A 16,707-nucleotide genomic window follows, 5' to 3' on the forward strand; every position below is an offset into this window, starting at 1 on the left:
CGCGCCGAGCGCCGCGGCCCGCCGGCGGGGCCGCCGCCGGACGGGCGGGACGTTCGCCGCCGCGGGCTCGTGGCGGGTGCCCTCGTGGCGAGTGCCCTCGTGGAGGGCGAGGTCGAGGACGGTGGTGTCGGGATCCGTGCGGTTGGGGTCCGCGCGGTCAGGGTCCGCGCGGTTGGGGTCCGCGCGGTCGGTGCCGGTCGGGTCGGTGCGGTCCGGGTCGGCGGGGGTGGATTCTGCGGGCAGGGACACGCCTCCTCCTCGGAGTCGTCATCCGCCGCGCGTGATTTCCCGAAAGAGAAAGATGTCGGAATTGAGAGCGAAGTGGCCGGGGAATTCGGCGGAATGGAACGATGCCGTCCCCGATGAATTTAGCGCGCCGCGGCGTCCTGCGCCTTGCGTCCCATCCAAATCGCCGTCGCCCACAGCGCACCGAAAATGGCGCCGAGCCCGAACATCGCCGGCACCATGAACCCGGTCGCGATGATGACGACCTGGAGCACGCCGCCCACCGCGACCGCCCACGGGAACCGCAGCAGCCCCGTCACGACCAGGCAGATCAGCGCGAGACCGCCGCACACCCACGCGGCCGTCGCGCCCGGCACGCCCATCACCGTGACCGCGACCGGCGCCGCCAGGCCGATGATCAGCGCCTCGCAGGTCAGCACCGCCGCCAGCAAACTCCGCACCGGATTTTTCGGTCGACCGGAACTCTGTTGCGTTTCGTCCGAAACTTCGTTCGCCATGGCGCTCAACGGCCCTCCTCCACGCGCAGCAGCGTCCTCGCGTCGCCGGCGGTCACCACCGAACCGGTGACGAGCACCCCGGCGCCCCGGTACTCCCCGGTCTCCTCCGCCAGCCCGATCGCCCGGTCGATGGCGTCGTCCAGCCGCTCCGCGACGTGCACCCGGTCGGACCCGAACACGCTCTCGGCCTCGTCGGCCAGCTCGTCCGGCGGCAGCGACCGCGGCGACGAGTTCCGCGTCACGACCAGCTCCGCCAGGACCGGCTCGAGCTGGTCGAGGACGCCCGGGACGTCCTTGTCCTCGGCGATCGCGAGGATCCCGACGAGCCGGGTGAACCCGAACGCCTCGGTGATCGTCTGAACGGTCGCCGCCATCCCCGCCGGGTTGTGCGCGGAGTCCAGCAGCACCGTGGGGCCGGTCCGGGCGACCTCCAGCCGTCCCGGCGACGCCGCCTTCGCGAACCCGCTGCGGACCAGCGCCGGGTCGAGCTGCCCCACGTCCCCGCCGGTGTACGCCTCGCCCGCCGCGATCCGGGTGGCCGCCTCCAGGTTCGGCTCGCCGCGCGTCGGCGCGCCGCTCGCGAACGCCTCCACCGCCGCCAGCGCCACCGCCGCGTTGCTCGCCTGGTGCTCGCCGAACAGCGGCAGGAAGATCTCGTCGTACACGCCGTGCAGGCCCTGGATCCGCACCTGCTGGCCGCCGACGGCGATGTCGCGGCTCAGCACCCCGAACTCGATGCCCTCGCGCGCCGCCGTCGCGCCCGTCTCGGCGACCCTGCGCAGCAGGACCTCCGCGGCCTCCACCGGCTGCTGCGCCACCACCGCGACCGCGCCCGGCTTGACGATCCCGGCCTTCTCCCCCGCGATCTCCTCCAGCGTGTCGCCGAGGTACCGGGTGTGGTCGAGCCCGACCGGCGTGAGCACCGCGACCGTCCCGTCCGCGACGTTCGTCGCGTCCCAGCGCCCGCCCATGCCCACCTCGACGACCGCGACGTCCACCGGCGCGTCCGCGAACGCCGCGAACGCCATCGCCGTGAGGACCTCGAAGAACGACAGCCGCACCCCGTGCTTCTCGTCGATCATCCCGACGTACGGCAGCACGTCCCGGAGCACCTCGACGAACCGCTCCTCGGAGACCGGCTCCCCGTCGATCGCGATCCGCTCCCGCAGCGTGCTCAGCTCGGGGCTGGTGTACAGCCCGGTGCGCAGCCCGCGCTCCCGCAGCAGCGCCTCGACGAGCCTTGCGGTGCTGGACTTCCCGTTCGTCCCGGCGATGTGGATCACCGGGTACGCGCGCTGCGGTTCACCGAGGACGTCGACCAGGTCCCGGACGCGGTCGAGCGTGGGGTCGATGTCCCACTCGACGCCGCGGCTCCGGATCTCCCGCACGGCGTCCCGGTAGTCGAGCGGCTCGGCTGGCTGGCTCACGATGCTCCTGGCGGTGACGGACGACTTGACGGACGGCGATGTTCCGAGCCTATCCGCAGCCCGCGGCTCTCCCGCCCCGCCCCACGGCCGCGGCGGGCTCCCCGAGGGACCGGCGAACGGCCCTTCGGCGCGGGCGCGCCGGGGCCCGCCCGCGCCGAAGGGGCGAGGCTCGCGGATCATGGGGGCATGGACGTCGACGGCGTGTTCTTCCGGGAGTGGGAGGCGCGGGCTCCCGGTGAGCGGCGGAGCCTGCGGCGGGCCCGGGCGCTGGCGGACGCCCTGGGCGTGCTGCCGCCGGGCGTGCCGGTGCTGACGGTGGTCGGGTCGAAGGGGAAGGGCACCGCGGCGGTGTACGCGTCGGCGTACCTGGCGGCGGCCGGGCTGCGGGTCTGCACCGTGACGAGCCCGGGACTCAGGTCGAACCGGGACCGGATCCGGATCGACGGGCGCGCGGTCACCACCGGCGAGCTCGGCGCGCTCGCGGAGACGCTGGAGCGGCGCATCGCCGGGCTGCCCGGACGATCGGACGGCTACCTGTCGCCCGCCGGGCTGTTCATGCTCGCCGGGCTGGTCCGGGCGCGGCGGGCGGGCGCGGACGCGATCGTGCTCGAGGCCGGGATGGGCGGACGGTCGGACGAGGTGAGCCTCGTGCGGGCGGACGTCGCGGCGATCACGCCCGTGTTCCTGGAGCACGCGGGCGTCCTCGGGGACACGCCGGCGGAGATCGCGCGGGAGAAGCGGGGCGTCGCGGGCCCCGGGACGCGGGTGGTGTCGGCCCCGCAGACGGACGACGTCGCCGCCGCGCTCGAGCCCGCCGAGGTCGTGCCGCCGGGCGACCCCGAGTTCGCGGACGTCCTGCCGCCCGGGCTCGGGCGGACCAGCGCCGAGCTGGGGATCGCCGCGGCCCGGCGGCTGCTCGGCCGGGACGCGCCGCCCGCGCGGGCGCGGGACGTGCTGGCCTCGGTCGTCCTGCCGGGGCGGCTGTCGGCGCATACCGTGCCGGGCTCGGGCACGGAGGTGCTCGTCGACTCCGCCATCGACCGGACCGGCGTGCGGGCGGCCCTCGCGGCGGCCCGCGCGCGGTGGGGCGGCGTCGACCACGTCCTGGTGTGCCTGCCCGACCACAAGGATCTCGACGGCGCCGTGGCGGCCCTGGACGGGCTCGCGGTGACGTTCGTCCGGCTGCCGCTGCCGCATCTGCGGTTCACCCGGCCGCTCCCCCGCGGCTGGCGGGTCGCCGAGGCCGCGGAGGTGACGCCCGCGGCGATCGCCGCGCTCGGGCGGCGCGTGCTCGCCGTCGGGACCGTCTACTTCACGGCGGCCGTCCTCGACGCGGTGGACGCCGACACCGAGCGGGTGTTCGTCAGCGCGGGCGCTCGACGTCCGCGCGGATCCGGAGCATGAGCGCGTCCATCATCGCGTAGCGGGGCTGCCGCGACGCGGCGTTGGACGCGACGATGCCGTAGGAGTCGGCGGTCGCCCAGGCGCAGTACGTGTGGACGTCGGTCAGCACGGCGAACGTCCCGCAGGCGGCCTTGCCGCCCGCCTCGCCGGAGTTGGCGTGCTGCCCGCCGATGAACGTCGTCGGGCGGATCTTCCGCAGGAACGCGGCGGGGTCCCCCACGCGGCCCGTCCCGCCCACGAACAGGACGTCGAACACCCCGTCCGGGCCCTCGGCGTAGACGGCGGCGCCCTTGCCGGCGACCGGGATCCCGCCCGCCTCGACGCCGCCCATCACGAACGGGTACGCGACGGCGACCCGGGGCGGCAGCGACTCCCGGCGCAGCCCGCCCGCGGTGGCCCCGGCGACGATCGTCCGGGTCGGTTCGAACGCCGTCCCCCCGGCCCGTCCCCCGGACGCCTGCCCGGTCGTGTCACCGGACCGCAGCAGCAGCACACCGGCCACCAGGACCATGAGCAGGACGGCTCCCGCGCCCGCGCCCAGCAGCATCCCCGAGCTCCGCCGGGCGGGGACGTCCGGGACGGGCGGGAGCGGCCCGGTGCCGTTCGGCGTGCGGTGCGGGCCGGTGCCGTTCACCGCGCGGTGCGGGCCGGTGCCGTCGGACAGGGCCGGCAGCGGACCGGACCCGTCGGACGGCAGCCGCTGCGGGCCGCTCGGGTCGGCGACCCGCTGCGGGCCCGTCCCCGCGCGCGCCTCGGCCGACCACCACGGCACCGAGTCGCCCCACGGCGTCGGCGCGACCGTGAACTCGCCCGTCCCGTCCCCCCGCGGCACGCGCGCGGCGTCGCCGGGCGCCGCGTCGTCGGCGTGGCGGCCCGGCGGGTCGGTCCGAGGACGTGAGTCGGCCATTGCACTCCCGGGGGGTTCTCGTGGCGACCGGAATGCCCGCGATCATGGGGATGGTAACCCTCCGCGGGCGGCGTGGCACGGTGAACGGTCCGGCCGGCGTCCCGGACGGGACGCCGGCGCGGCGGCGGGCCGGGTCAGCCCGCGGGAAGGGCGGAGAGCTGGGCCTCCAGCCGCGCGATGTCGGCCTCGGCCTGCGCGAGCCGGTCCCGGTTCTTCGCGACGACGGCCTCGGGCGCCTTCGCCATGAACGCCTCGTTCCCCAGCTTCTTGTTCGCCTGGTCGACCTCCCTGCGGGCGGCGGCCAGGTCCTTCTCGAGGCGCTTGCGCTCCGCGGCGACGTCGATGGCCCCGGCGGTGTCCAGCCGGACGGTGACGCCCTCCACCGGCAGCGACGCGGTGGCGGAGAACCCGTCGCCCGGCGCGGTGAGGCGCAGCAGCGAGCGGACGCCCTCCTCGTGCGGGGCGAGCGCGGACCCGTTCCACTCGAGGGCGGCGGCGACCTTCTGGCCCGGCTTGAGGCCCTGGTCGGCGCGGAACCGGCGGACCTCGGTGACGAGCCGCTGCAGCGACTCCACGAGCCCCTCGGCGTCCCGGTCGGCGCGGGCGGGGTCGGCGGACGGCCACGGCGCGCGGACGATCGTGTCGCCCTTGGTGAGGGACGTCCACAGCTCCTCGGTGACGAACGGGATCACCGGGTGCAGGAGGCGCAGCAGCTTGTCCAGGACCTCGCCGAGGACGCGCCGGGTCGCGGGGGCGCGGTCGTCCGCGAGCTGGACCTTCGCGAGCTCGACGTACCAGTCGCAGACCTCGTCCCACGCGAAGTGGTACAGCGTCTCGCACGCCTTCGCGAAGTCGTACGACTCGAGTTGCGCGTCCACCTCGGCGATGACCGCGTGCAGCCGCGACAGGATCCACCGGTCGATCGTCGTCTGCTCCGCCGGAAGGCCGCCCTCGACGTGCGCGCCGTTGATCATCGCGAACCGGGTGGCGTTCCACAGCTTGTTGCAGAAGTTGCGGGAGCCCTCGGCCCACTGCTCGGCGACCGGGACGTCCCCGCCGGGGTTCGCGCCGCGCAGCAGCGTGAACCGGGTCGCGTCGGCGCCGTACCGGCCGATCCAGTCGAGCGGGTCGACGACGTTGCCGAACGACTTCGACATCTTCTTGCCGTACTGGTCGCGGACCATGCCGTGCAGGGCGATGGTGCCGAACGGCGGGACGCCGTCCATCGCGTACAACCCGAACATCATCATCCGGGCGACCCAGAAGAACAGGATGTCGTACCCGGTCACCAGCACGGACGTCGGGTAGAAGCGCTTGAGTTCCGGGGTGTCGTCGGGCCAGCCGAGCGTCGAGAACGGCCACAGCGCCGACGAGAACCACGTGTCGAGGACGTCGGTGTCCTGCGTCCACCCGGCGGGCGGCTCCTCGTCCGGGCCCGGGCACACCGTCTCGCCGTCCGGCCCGTACCAGACGGGAATGCGGTGCCCCCACCAGAGCTGGCGGCTGATGCACCAGTCGTGCATGTTGTCGACCCACTCGAAGTAGCGGGCCGCCATCTCCGGCGGGTGGATCGCCACGCGGCCGTCCCGGACGGCGTCCCCGGCGGCCTTCGCGAGCGGCCCGACCTTCACGAACCACTGCAGCGACACGCGCGGCTCGACGACCGTCTCGCAGCGCTGGCAGTGCCCGACCGAGTGCTCGTAGGGACGGACCTCCTTGACGATCCGGCCCTGTTCGCGCAGCGCCGCCACCACGGCGGGCCGCGCCTCGAACCGGTCGAGGCCCTCGAACGGGCCGTGCGCCGTCACGACGCCGCGTTCGTCCAGGACGGTCAGGGACGGCAGCGAGTGCCGCCGCCCGATCTCGAAGTCGTTCGGGTCGTGCGCCGGGGTCACCTTGACCGCGCCGGTGCCGAACTCGGGGTCGACGTGCTCGTCCGCGACGACCGGGATGCGGCGGCCGGTCAGCGGCAGCTCGACCTCCCGGCCGACCAGGTGCTTGTACCGCTCGTCGTCCGGGTGGACGGCCACGGCGGTGTCGCCGAGCATCGTCTCGGCCCGCGTGGTCGCGACGACGATCTCGTCGTCGCCCGACCCGTACCGCATCGAGACCAGCTCGCCTTCGCGGTCGGCGTGCACGACCTCGATGTCCGACAGGGCGGTGAGGCAGCGCGGGCACCAGTTGATGATGCGCTCGGCGCGGTAGATCAGGCCGTCGTCGAACAGCCGCTTGAAGATCGTCCGGACGGCGCGGGCGCGCGGCTCGTCCATCGTGAACGCCTCGCGGGACCAGTCGACGCTGTCGCCGAGCCGCCGCATCTGGCCGAGGATCCGGCCGCCGGACTCGGCCTTCCACTGCCAGACCCGCTCGACGAACTTCTCGCGGCCGAGGTCGTGCCGGGACAGGCCCTCCTTGGCCAGCTCCCGCTCCACGACGTTCTGGGTGGCGATGCCCGCGTGGTCCATGCCCGGCACCCACACGGTCTCGTGCCCCTGCATGCGGCGGCGCCGGACGAGCGTGTCCTGGATCGAGTGGTCCAGGGCGTGCCCCATGTGCAGGGACCCGGTCACGTTCGGCGGCGGGATGACGATCGAGTACGCGGGCCGGGACGGGTCGCGGGCCGGATCGGCGGCGAAGAGGCCCGCCGATACCCAGCGCTCGTACAACCTGCCCTCGACGTCCGCCGGTCGGTACTGGGTGGGCAGGTCGACGTCTGCGGCGGCCCCCTGGCCGCGCTCATTGCTGGGCTGTGTCACGGCTGACGATTCTACGGGGACCCGGACGGTCCGGCGCCCGGCCCCGCGCCCGTATCCGGAAGAATCGACGCGCGCGGGCGTCCCTCGCCCGGACCGTCCGCCGTCCGACCCCGCGCCCGACGCCCATGATGAGGAGACTCGATGAGCGGCTGGAACCCCCCGCCCCCGCCCGGCGCCCCCGGCGGCGGCCCGCCCGGCGGCCCCGGCGTCCCGCCCGGTGCCCGGCATGCCGGGCCTCCCGCCGGAGCCCCCGGCGGTCCCCCCGCGGGACCGGGCGGCGGCCCCTTCCCCGGCGCGCCGGGGGGAGCGCCCGTCCCGCCGCCTCCCCGCAAGGGCCGGCCCGGATTGCTGATCGGCCTGCCGGCCGGGTTCATCGCGGTCCTCGTCCTGCTCGCCGTCGGGCTGTACGCGGGGTACGCGTCGGCGACCGGGCACACCCTGTCCACGCCGTCGTCCGTCGGGGACATGTCCCGCGACACCGAGATCGAGGGCGAGAAGGCCGTCGTCGACGCGCGGAACCAGCTCGAGACCGTCATCACGCGCGCCACCGAGCACGGCATCACCGACTTCGAGAGCGCCGTGTACCGGGACGGCGACCTGACCTACCTGTTCGTGGGCGGAACCGGGGAGCACGACGCCGGGGTGACGGACGACCAGGCCTACGAGGTCATGCCGCGGCTGGACCGCGCGATCGAGGAGGTCTTCCGCAGCACCTACACCGGCAACGCCCCCGTCACCTACGACGCGAGCACCAGCGCCCTGAAGAGCTCCGGGCTCGGCGACCTCGAGATGTCCACGTCCGTCACGGCGAACGTGCACACGGCGGCGGGCACCAGGACCGGGTTCAGCTACCTCCGCGGATGGTCCACCAGGACGACGTTCGGCCTGGTCGTCCTCGGTCCCGGGGGTTCGCGGGAGCTGCGCGAGTCGGCCGAGCTGACGCACAAGATGCGGCAGATCCGCGACGCGGTGGAGGACTGACGCGACGCGGCGGGAAAGGGCTTTCCCGCCCGGTTCGGGACACCGGTCACCTGACACCGGGTCGCGTCCCGCGTCACCCTGGAGGGCGGTGCCCGTGACCGCGGGCAGCGGAGGGAGAGGTTCGGGATGCGAGCGGTACTGGCACGGGCCGCCGTGCTGGCCGGCGCGTTCGCCGCGGGGGCCGTGACGGCGCACGCCGCGACCATCCCGCACCTCCACCGCATCGCCGCGGACCTGCAGCGTTCCCGGGAGCGCATCCTCGCCGGGCGCGAGGAGGAACGGCGGCGGCTGCGGCACGATCTGCACGACGGGCTCGGCCCGACGCTGGCGAGCCTGGCGATGTCGCTGGACGCCGCCCGCATCACCCTCGCGTGCGAGCCGGAGCGCACGGACCCTCTGCTGGCGGACGTCCGGGACCGGCTGGCGTGCGCGGTCGGGCAGGTGCGGGAGCTGGCGCACGGGCTGCGCCCGCCCGCCCTGGACGACCTCGGCCTGGTCGCGGCGATCGAGTCGTTCGCCGCGGGCTGCTGCAAGCGGGTCGAGGTGCGCTGCGACGGGCCGCCGGGCGAGCTGCCCGCGGCGGTCGAGGTCGCGGCGTACCGGATCGTCCGGGAGGCGCTGACGAACGTGCGGCGGCACGCGCCGGAGAGCACCGCCGTGGTGCTGATCGCCCGGGACGCGGACCTGCGCGTGACGGTGTCCGACACCGGCCCCGGGCTGCCCGCGGCGGCCGGCGGCGGGCGGCGCGGCACGGCGCGGGGGCTGGACGCCATGCGCGAGTGGGCCGCCGAGGTCGGCGGCGGCTGCACGATCACGTCACGGAACGGCGGCGGCACCGTCGTCGCGGCCCGCCTCCCCCTGGGCGCCGGATACCATCGGCCTGCGGACGGGCGGGCGTGACCCGCCGGACGAAGGCGAGGCCATGAGCGGGGAGACGATCCGGGTCGTCATCGCCGACGACCATCCGGTGTTCCGGCAGGGGCTCAAGGGGCTGCTGCGGGCGCTCGGCGTGGAGGTCGTGGCGGAGGCCGGGAACGGGCCGGACGCGGTGCGGATCGCGGCGGAGCTGCAACCGGACGTCGTGGTGATGGACCTGCACATGCCGGGCGGCAACGGCATCGAGGCGACGCGCACGATCACCCGGACCAACCCGGACGTCGGGGTGCTGGTGCTGACGATGTTCCGCGACGACGACTCGGTGTTCGCGGCGATGCGGGCGGGCGCCCGCGGCTACCTGCTGAAGGAGTCGGGCGCCGAGGAGATCGCGCGGGCGGTGCGCGCGGTCGCGGCCGGTGAGGCGATCTACGGGCCGGAGATCGCGCGGCGGGTGCTGACGTTCTTCACCGACATGCCGGACCCGCGGCGGTCGGCGTTCCCCGAGCTGACCGAACGCGAACGCGAGGTGCTGGCGCTGATCGCGCAGGGCCGCAGCAACACCGAGATCGCCGGGACGCTGTACCTCAGCCCGAAGACCGTCCGCAACCACGTGTCGAACATCTTCATGAAGCTGCACGTCGCGGACCGCGCGCAGGCGATCGTCCTGGCGCGGGAGGCGGGCCTCGGCGAGTCCGGGCGGCGCTGACCCCGGCGCGGCCTTCCCCGCACGCCGGCACGGCCGCGCCCACCGCACCGCCGCCCCCCCCGCATACGGCGACGCCCCCGGACGGGTTCGTCCGGGGGCGTTTCACCGTTCGCGCGTGTTACGCGGACTTCTCGCGCGGTTCCCGCTTCTTGCGCTCGCGGGGCACCAGGGTCGGGTTGACGTGCTCCAGCACCGCCTCGGCGGTGATCACGACGCGTTCGACGTCCTCGCGGCTGGGCACCTCGTACATCACCGACATCAGCACCTCTTCCATGATCGCCCGCAGGCCGCGGGCGCCGGTGCCGCGCAGGATCGCCTGGTCGGCGATGGCCTCCAGCGCGTCGTCGGTGAACTCGAGGTCGACGCCGTCGAGCTCGAACAGCCGGTGGTACTGCCGCACCAGGGCGTTCTTCGGCTCGGTCAGGATGTTGATCAGCGCTTCGCGGTCCAGGTTGTGGACGTTGGTGATGATCGGGAGCCGGCCGACGAACTCGGGGATCATCCCGAACTTCAGCAGGTCCTCCGGCATCACGTCGCCGAGCACGGCCGACGACTCCTCGAAGTCGGCCTTGGACCGGATCTGGGCGCCGAAGCCCATCCCCTGCTTGCCGACCCGGGACTCGACGATCTTCTCGAGCCCGGCGAACGCGCCGCCGCAGATGAACAGCACGTTCGTGGTGTCGATCTGGATGAACTCCTGGTGGGGGTGCTTGCGGCCGCCCTGCGGCGGGACGCTCGCGGTGGTGCCCTCCAGGATCTTCAGCAGGGCCTGCTGGACGCCCTCCCCGGAGACGTCCCGGGTGATCGACGGGTTCTCGCTCTTGCGGGCGACCTTGTCGACCTCGTCGATGTAGATGATCCCCGTCTCGGCCTTCTTGACGTCGTAGTCGGCCGCCTGGATCAGTTTGAGGAGGATGTTCTCGACATCCTCGCCGACGTATCCGGCCTCCGTCAGCGCCGTCGCGTCCGCGATCGCGAACGGCACGTTGAGGAGTCTGGCGAGCGTCTGCGCGAGCAGTGTCTTGCCGGAGCCGGTCGGTCCCAGGAGCAGGATGTTCGACTTGCCCAGCTCGACCGCATCGTCCCTGCCGGTGTCACCCGACTGGATCCGCTTGTAGTGGTTGTAGACGGCCACGGCCATGGCCTTCTTGGCCGTCTCCTGCCCGATGACGTAGGAGTCGAGGAACTCGTAGATCTCCCGCGGCTTGGGCAGGTTGTCCCACTTGAGGTCGGAGGTCTCGGTGAGCTCCTCCTCGATGATCTCGTTGCAGAGATCGATGCACTCGTCGCAGATGTACACGCCCGGACCCGCGATGAGCTTCTTGACCTGCTTCTGGCTCTTTCCGCAGAAAGAGCACTTGAGCAGGTCACCACCGTCGCCGATGCGTGCCACCCAACTGTCTCCTTTTCGTGGGGCCGCTCTCTGGATCAGATGCGGTGCGGCTCGGTTGCGTCCCGAAGGCTCTCGACGTTGGATTCGACGTTACCGCCTCCGCTGGGCTTGGAAAGCCCCTCGCCCGGAAGTGTGGCGACCGGGCCGGGGGACTCCCTCGTCCTCGTGCCGCCTCAGGACGACACTACCTCGGCTTTGCGCTTCCTGCTCGCAAAGACGTCGTCGATGAGGCCGTAGGTCTTGGCCTCCTCGGCGGTGAGGATCTTGTCGCGCTCGATGTCGCGGCGCACCTCGTCGATGCTCTTGCCGCTGTGCTCGGCCAGGATCGCCTCGAGCAGCTCCCGGATCCGCATGATCTCGCGGGCCTGGATCTCGATGTCGCTGGACTGGCCGTAGGTGCCCTCGGTCGCGGGCTGGTGGATCAGGATCCGCGAGTTGGGCAGCGCGGCGCGCTTGCCGGGCGTGCCGGCGGCGAGCAGGACGGCCGCGGCCGAGGCCGCCTGGCCGATGCAGACCGTCTGGATGTCGGGCTTGACGAACTGCATCGTGTCGTAGATCGCCGTCATGGCGGTGAACGAGCCGCCGGGCGAGTTGATGTAGATGCTGATGTCGCGGTCGGGGTCGATCGACTCCAGCGTGATCAGCTGGGCCATCACGTCGTTGGCGGACGCGTCGTCGATCTGCACCCCGAGGAAGATGATCCGCTCCTCGAAGAGCTTGTTGTACGGGTTCATCTCCTTGACCCCGTACGTGGTCCGCTCCACGAAGGACGGAATGATGTAGCGGCTGTCCACCGGCAGCGGGGACCCGCCCCCCGCGGGACCTCCCGGGCGGACGAAGTCGCCGATGCCGGGTCGCGTCAGATCGCTCACTGTTGCCTCCGAATCGTCAGTGGGGTCGTCAGGAGACCGTGCCCTCGGAGGGCACCTGGGTGGCGCTGAGCACCACGTGGTCGACGAACCCGTAGTCCTTGGCCTCGTCGGCGGTGAACCACCGGTCGCGGTCGGAGTCGCGCTCGATCTGGTCGAGCGGCTGGCCGGTGTGCTCGGCGATCTTCTCGGCGAGCGTCTTCTTCACGTACAGCATCTGCTCGGCCTGGATCTTGATGTCCGAGGCCGTGCCGCCGATGCCGCCGGACGGCTGGTGCATCATGATCCGCGCGTGCGGGAGCGCGTAGCGCTTGCCCGGCGCGCCGGCGCACAGCAGGAACTGGCCCATCGACGCGGCCAGGCCCATGCCGACCGTGACGACGTCGTTCGGGACGTACTGCATGATGTCGTAGATCGCCATGCCGGCGGTGACGGAGCCACCTGGCGAGTTGATGTAGAGCGTGATGTCGCGCCGGCCGTCCTCGGCCGACAGCAGCAGCAGCTCGGCGCAGATGCGGTTGGCGATGTCGTCGTCGACCTGCTGGCCGAGGAAGACGATGCGCTCGCGCAGCAGCCGCTGGAAGAGCTGGTCGCCCAGAGGCAACAGGGGCGCCTCGGCGACCCGCGCCTGGATCCGCGACGACTCGTCGAAAGTCGGAGGCATGCTCACCGGGTGTTCCTCCGGTCCTTTAAATCGGTTCGGATGATTGGACATTAACGCGCTCAGCGGCCCCCTTAAGCCCGGGGGCCCGCCTTTTCGCCAGGGGCGTACCCGGTCGGCGCCGGGTATGCGGCGATCTACCGGAATGCGGCACGCCCCGTACCCGGGGATCGGGTACGGGGCGTGCGTGCGCCTCGCGTGCCGCGGCCGCCCGCCGGCCCGGTCCCGGAGGACGGGCGGGGGCGCTCCCGCGGCGGACGAGCGGCTCGGAGAGCGCCTCAGGCGTCCTTCTTGCCCTCGGCGGCGTCCTCGGACGCGTCGGCGTCCGCGGGCGTCTCCGCGGCGGCCTCCGCCGCGTCCGCGCCCTCGGCCGTCTCACCGGACTCGCCGGCCTCGCCGGCCTCGACGGTCTCGCCCGTCTCGCCGTTCAGCTCGCGCTGCACGGCCTCGACGTCGATCACGTTGCCGGACTCGTCCTTGACGGTGACGTGCTCGACCACGAGGTTCAGCGCCTTGCTGCGCAGCACCTCCGAGACGATCGCCGGGAGCTGGTTGTTCTCGGTGAGGTACTGGGCGAGCTGCTGCGGCTGCACGCCCATCTGCATGGCCTGCGTGACGACGTACTCGCTGAGCTCCTCGTTCTCGACGTTCAGCTCCTCCTGGACGGCGAGCTGGTCGAGGACGAAGCCGCCCTTGACGGCGAGCCGGGCCGCGTCGGCGACCTCGGTCTCGAACTCCTCCTCCGACTTCTCCTGGTCGGCGAGGTAGTCCTCCTTGGACATCCCGGCCATCTGCAGCTGCTGCTCGAGCTGCTGGTTGCGGCGGCCGATCTCCTCGTCCACCACGGCGTCCGGCAGCGGGATGTCGACCTTCTCCAGCAGCGCCTCGAGGGCCTTGTCGCGGGCCTCGGACAGCTGCTGCATGCGCACCTGCCGCTCGAGCCGCCGGCGGACGTCCTCGCGCAGCTCCTCGATGGTGTCGAACTCGCTCGCGAGCTGCGCGAACTCCTCGTCCAGCTCGGGCAGGTTCTTGACCTTGACGCTCTGCACGGTGGCGGTGATCTCCGCCTCCTCGCCGGCGTGCTCGCCGCCGGACAGCGTGCCGGTGAAGGTCTTCTCCTCGCCGGCCGACAGCCCCACGAGCGCCTCGTCGAGGCCCTCGACGGCCGACTTGCTGCCGACCTCGTAGGAGTAGCCGGTCGTGGAGGCGTCCGCGACCTCCTCCCCGTCGATCCTCGCGACGAGGTCGATGGTGGCGAAGTCGCCCTCCTCGATCGGCCGGTCGGCGGTGGTGAGGGAGGCGAACCGCTCGCGCAGGTTGTCGATCGTCTCGTCGACCTGCTCGTCGGTCACCTCGGCGTCGTCCACGACGACCTCGAGGCCGTCGTAGTCGGGCACCTCGAACTTCGGCCGGATGTCCACCTCGGCGGTGAACGCGAACTGGTTGCCGTCGTCGAGCTCGGTCACCTCGACGTCCGGCTGGCCGAGCACGAAGAGCTCGCTCTCCTCGACGGCCTTGCCGTACAGACCGGGCAGGGCGTCGTTGACCGCCTCCTGCAGGACCGCACCCCGGCCGACGTACTTGTCGATCAGCGGGGCGGGGACCTTTCCGCGTCGGAAGCCCTTGATCGCGACCTGCTGCGAGATCTCCTTGTACGCCTTGTCGAGGTTCGGCTTGAGCTCGTCGAACGGAACCTCGACGGTGAGCTTGACCCGCGTGGGGGTCAGCTCCTCGACATCGGTCTTCACTGGGGTTGGTCTCCTTGATCGGGCGCTGTCTCGGCCGCGGCGTTCGACGCGTCTCTGTCCTTCTTGCCTGCGAGCCCTCGGCCATCCCGCGCACGGACCCGGTGGATCCCGGCCGGGTCGATCCCGGCCGACCGGTCCGGCTGCGCGTCATTCCTCAGCCCGGCAGTGTCTCAGGGCGGCGCGGGCACGCCGAATACGGCTCCGCGCCTTCGCGCGCAAGTCTATGGGGTTCGGGCGCCGTCTGCGGACATCGGAGGTCCACAACGGCCGAGAAACCCGGGGACGCGCCTTCCCGCCCGGCCCCGGAAACGCCCCCGCGGCCAGTGTGCCGCGCCGCGGTGCCGGGCACGCGGACACGCGCGGAACGCCGGGCGACGCGGATGGAACGCGCCGGGAACGCGCCGGTGACGGCGAGCATACGCGCACGTCGGGACGGGAGGGACGACGATTCCGCGTTAAGGGGGCCGCACAGGCAGTGACATCGGGCACCCGGGACCTTCATACTCGTCCGGGATGAACGGGATTACCGCGGCTTTCAGCGCAACCGCCCTGTACTACCTCGGGTTCGCCGTCTTCAAGCTGGCGGCGGACCGGATGGCGGTCCTCCGGGCCAACCGCATCCTGCACATGATCTGGACGATCCTGGGCAACTGGGTGTTCCTGATCGGCCTGGGCCTCGTCCTCGGCGGGCTGAGCCTGCAGATCGTGGCCCTGAGCAAACTGTCCCTGCCGACCGCCGTGCCGATCTTCATGTCGGGCATCGTCCCGCTGCTGATCATCGCGCTGGCGTTCTTCGGCGAGCGGCTCACCGCGCGCGAATGGCTGAGCCTGGTGCTCATCGGCGCGGCGATCCTGGTGCTGGCGGCGTCCGTGGTCGGCGACGAGCCGATCAGCTCGGCGGACGCGCCGGCCTGGCGGCTGGGCCTGGTGATCGCGCCGGCGGTGCTGGTGCCGCTGCTGATCCTCGTCGTCGGCGACCACCGGCCGGACGGGCGGCACGCGCGCCCGATCACCGGGATCGCCTACGGCGTCGCGTCCGGTCTCCCCGTCGGCACCGCGGAGATCGCGATCAAGGGGTGGAGCGACCACGCGCACCGCGCCGACCCCGCGATCCTCGCCACGCCGTGGCCGTACCTGACGGTCCTGGCCGCGGCGATCGGGTTCGGGATCATGGTCGCGGCGTTCCAGCGCTGCCGGGTGGCGATCGTGTCGACCGTCATGACCGTGTGCGCGAAGTCGTACCTGCTCATCATGGGCACGTTCGTGTACGGGCAGCCGTGGCCGGACGAACTGGACCGTTCGGCGATGCGGATCGCGGCGCTCGCGCTCGCCGCCGTCGCCGTCCTGCAGTTCCCCCGGCACCGGCCGGTCGCGGACGCCGCCCGGGAGGCGGCCCGCGAGCGCGAGGCGGCCGCGCGCGACCCGTTCGGCACGACGTCCACCGGCGGGCCCGCGCTCGGCGACCGCGTGTTCGCGGGGCGCGGCTTCGGCGGTCCGGGTCTCGCCGAGCCCGCGCTGGGCGCGCCCACGCACGGGGAGTACGGCCCCGGCGACGCGGGCACGGGCGCGCCGGGAGCGGGCCGCGAGGAGCCGTCCTGGCTGCGGGAACCGCCGCGACCCGGCCCGTTCGCGCAGGACCCGCTCGGGCGGGGGCCGTCCGGCCGCTGGAGCACGGACGTGCCGCCGCCGCGCCCGCCGGAGGCGCCCGAGGACCGGGACCGGCACCAGGACGGGAACCGGCACCGCCACTGACGCCTCGGCCGTCCGTCTCCCCCCACCGAGATCCGACCGGCGCGTCGGCGCCGGACACGTCATACCGCACGGGCGCGTCGGCCACCGGATCTCGCCACGGACGCGGACGCGCCGCCCTGCCCACGACCGCCCTGACCACCGCCGCCCTACCACGGCCGCCGCCCGTAGTGTCGAGACCCCTGACACCGCCACCTCCGACGACGGCACCCCCGACGACGGCACCCCCCGACGCCGCCGCCCCTGACGGCCGGGGGCCGACGCATGCGCGCGGCGGGGACGCGGCGGGCCGCCGTCCGCCCTCGGGTCGCGAGGGGGACGGCGGCCCGCCGTGCCGTTCGTCCTACCGGCGCTTTCCGCCCTTGCGGCCGTCGCTCGGGAGGCCCTTGTCGAGGCCCGCGCGGCGCAGCGCGTCCGCCAGCACGCCGCCGCACTGGCCGCCCTGACCGCCCTGGCCGCCGCGACCGCCGCGCCGGGCGCCGCCGCC

14 protein-coding genes are annotated in these 16,707 nt (G+C 73.2%); 5 read left to right on the forward strand and 9 right to left on the reverse strand.

Annotated elements, in window-relative coordinates:
- The 3 genes from ACFQ11_RS33435 to ACFQ11_RS33445 form a co-directional block, all read right to left on the reverse strand.
- Nucleotides 1-249, reverse strand: a 249-nt coding sequence (locus ACFQ11_RS33435) for a hypothetical protein (RefSeq protein ID WP_378306117.1), incomplete at its 3' end; no start/stop codon positions are given.
- 119 nt (nucleotides 250-368) lie between these two features.
- A complete protein-coding gene (locus ACFQ11_RS33440) occupies nucleotides 369-743 on the reverse strand; it encodes a DUF4233 domain-containing protein (protein WP_378306141.1) in 375 nt (124 codons plus the stop codon).
- A gap of 5 nt (nucleotides 744-748) precedes the next feature.
- Nucleotides 749-2,170 carry a bifunctional folylpolyglutamate synthase/dihydrofolate synthase gene (locus ACFQ11_RS33445; protein WP_378306119.1) on the reverse strand — a complete coding sequence of 474 codons (1,422 nt, stop codon included), beginning with the start codon at nucleotides 2,168-2,170 and terminating at the stop codon, nucleotides 749-751.
- A 186-nt stretch (nucleotides 2,171-2,356) separates the two neighbouring features.
- On the opposite strand from ACFQ11_RS33445, the gene ACFQ11_RS33450 reads away from it, so the two are divergent.
- Nucleotides 2,357-3,574, forward strand: coding sequence for a folylpolyglutamate synthase/dihydrofolate synthase family protein (locus tag ACFQ11_RS33450; protein ID WP_378306121.1), 1,218 nt, complete (start codon nucleotides 2,357-2,359; stop codon nucleotides 3,572-3,574).
- Here the strand turns inward: ACFQ11_RS33450 and ACFQ11_RS33455 are convergent.
- Entirely contained in the window at nucleotides 3,534-4,481 is a 948-nt protein-coding gene (locus ACFQ11_RS33455; protein ID WP_378306123.1) for a hypothetical protein, read from the reverse strand. The two genes, ACFQ11_RS33450 and ACFQ11_RS33455, sit on opposite strands and share 41 nt — an antisense overlap.
- Nucleotides 4,482-4,615: 134 nt before the next feature.
- On the reverse strand, nucleotides 4,616-7,237 hold the full coding sequence (locus ACFQ11_RS33460; RefSeq protein WP_378306125.1) for a valine--tRNA ligase: 2,622 nt from the start codon (nucleotides 7,235-7,237) through the stop codon (nucleotides 4,616-4,618).
- A 141-nt stretch (nucleotides 7,238-7,378) separates the two neighbouring features.
- On the opposite strand from ACFQ11_RS33460, the gene ACFQ11_RS33465 reads away from it, so the two are divergent.
- From ACFQ11_RS33465 to ACFQ11_RS33475, 3 genes are all read left to right on the forward strand, one after another.
- Nucleotides 7,379-8,218: a hypothetical protein gene (locus ACFQ11_RS33465; RefSeq protein WP_378306128.1), complete on the forward strand. Its 840-nt coding sequence runs from the start codon at nucleotides 7,379-7,381 to the stop codon at nucleotides 8,216-8,218.
- Between the two features lie 126 nt (nucleotides 8,219-8,344).
- Nucleotides 8,345-9,118: a sensor histidine kinase gene (locus ACFQ11_RS33470; RefSeq protein ID WP_378306130.1), complete on the forward strand. Its 774-nt coding sequence runs from the start codon at nucleotides 8,345-8,347 to the stop codon at nucleotides 9,116-9,118.
- Between the two features lie 22 nt (nucleotides 9,119-9,140).
- A complete protein-coding gene (locus ACFQ11_RS33475; protein WP_378306132.1) occupies nucleotides 9,141-9,800 on the forward strand; it encodes a response regulator transcription factor in 660 nt (219 codons plus the stop codon).
- A 118-nt stretch (nucleotides 9,801-9,918) separates the two neighbouring features.
- Here ACFQ11_RS33475 and clpX read toward each other — a convergent pair whose 3' ends face one another.
- From clpX to tig, 4 genes are all read right to left on the reverse strand, one after another.
- Complete coding sequence (clpX, locus tag ACFQ11_RS33480; RefSeq protein WP_378306134.1) at nucleotides 9,919-11,193, reverse strand: ATP-dependent Clp protease ATP-binding subunit ClpX; 1,275 nt, start codon at nucleotides 11,191-11,193, stop codon at nucleotides 9,919-9,921.
- 173 nt (nucleotides 11,194-11,366) lie between these two features.
- Nucleotides 11,367-12,041 carry an ATP-dependent Clp protease proteolytic subunit gene (locus ACFQ11_RS33485; protein ID WP_378306143.1) on the reverse strand — a complete coding sequence of 225 codons (675 nt, stop codon included), beginning with the start codon at nucleotides 12,039-12,041 and terminating at the stop codon, nucleotides 11,367-11,369.
- Between the two features lie 52 nt (nucleotides 12,042-12,093).
- Complete coding sequence (locus ACFQ11_RS33490) at nucleotides 12,094-12,726, reverse strand: ATP-dependent Clp protease proteolytic subunit (protein WP_378306145.1); 633 nt, start codon at nucleotides 12,724-12,726, stop codon at nucleotides 12,094-12,096.
- A 275-nt stretch (nucleotides 12,727-13,001) separates the two neighbouring features.
- Complete coding sequence (tig, locus tag ACFQ11_RS33495) at nucleotides 13,002-14,471, reverse strand: trigger factor (RefSeq protein ID WP_378306137.1); 1,470 nt, start codon at nucleotides 14,469-14,471, stop codon at nucleotides 13,002-13,004.
- Nucleotides 14,472-14,984: 513 nt separating this feature from the next.
- On the opposite strand from tig, the gene ACFQ11_RS33500 reads away from it, so the two are divergent.
- Nucleotides 14,985-16,223: a hypothetical protein gene (locus ACFQ11_RS33500; RefSeq protein WP_378306139.1), complete on the forward strand. Its 1,239-nt coding sequence runs from the start codon at nucleotides 14,985-14,987 to the stop codon at nucleotides 16,221-16,223.
- Nucleotides 16,224-16,707: the final 484 nt, after the last annotated feature.

Origin of the sequence: Actinomadura sediminis (genome assembly GCF_042675525.1) — a bacterium.
In the GTDB taxonomy this organism is placed as follows: Bacteria; Actinomycetota; Actinomycetes; order Streptosporangiales; family Streptosporangiaceae; genus Spirillospora; species Spirillospora sediminis.

Bases quoted from the DNA above. Each gene is read 5' to 3' on its own strand.
- ACFQ11_RS33450 (WP_378306121.1), top strand. From the start codon at position 2,357: ATGGACGTCGACGGCGTGTTCTTCCGGGAGTGGGAGGCGCGGGCTCCC.
- ACFQ11_RS33440 (WP_378306141.1), bottom strand. From the start codon at position 743: ATGGCGAACGAAGTTTCGGACGAAACGCAACAGAGTTCCGGTCGACCG.
- ACFQ11_RS33465 (WP_378306128.1), top strand. From the start codon at position 7,379: ATGAGCGGCTGGAACCCCCCGCCCCCGCCCGGCGCCCCCGGCGGCGGC.
- ACFQ11_RS33475 (WP_378306132.1), top strand. From the start codon at position 9,141: ATGAGCGGGGAGACGATCCGGGTCGTCATCGCCGACGACCATCCGGTG.
- ACFQ11_RS33500 (WP_378306139.1), top strand. From the start codon at position 14,985: ATGAACGGGATTACCGCGGCTTTCAGCGCAACCGCCCTGTACTACCTC.
- ACFQ11_RS33470 (WP_378306130.1), top strand. From the start codon at position 8,345: ATGCGAGCGGTACTGGCACGGGCCGCCGTGCTGGCCGGCGCGTTCGCC.
- ACFQ11_RS33455 (WP_378306123.1), bottom strand. From the start codon at position 4,481: ATGGCCGACTCACGTCCTCGGACCGACCCGCCGGGCCGCCACGCCGAC.
- ACFQ11_RS33490 (WP_378306145.1), bottom strand. From the start codon at position 12,726: ATGCCTCCGACTTTCGACGAGTCGTCGCGGATCCAGGCGCGGGTCGCC.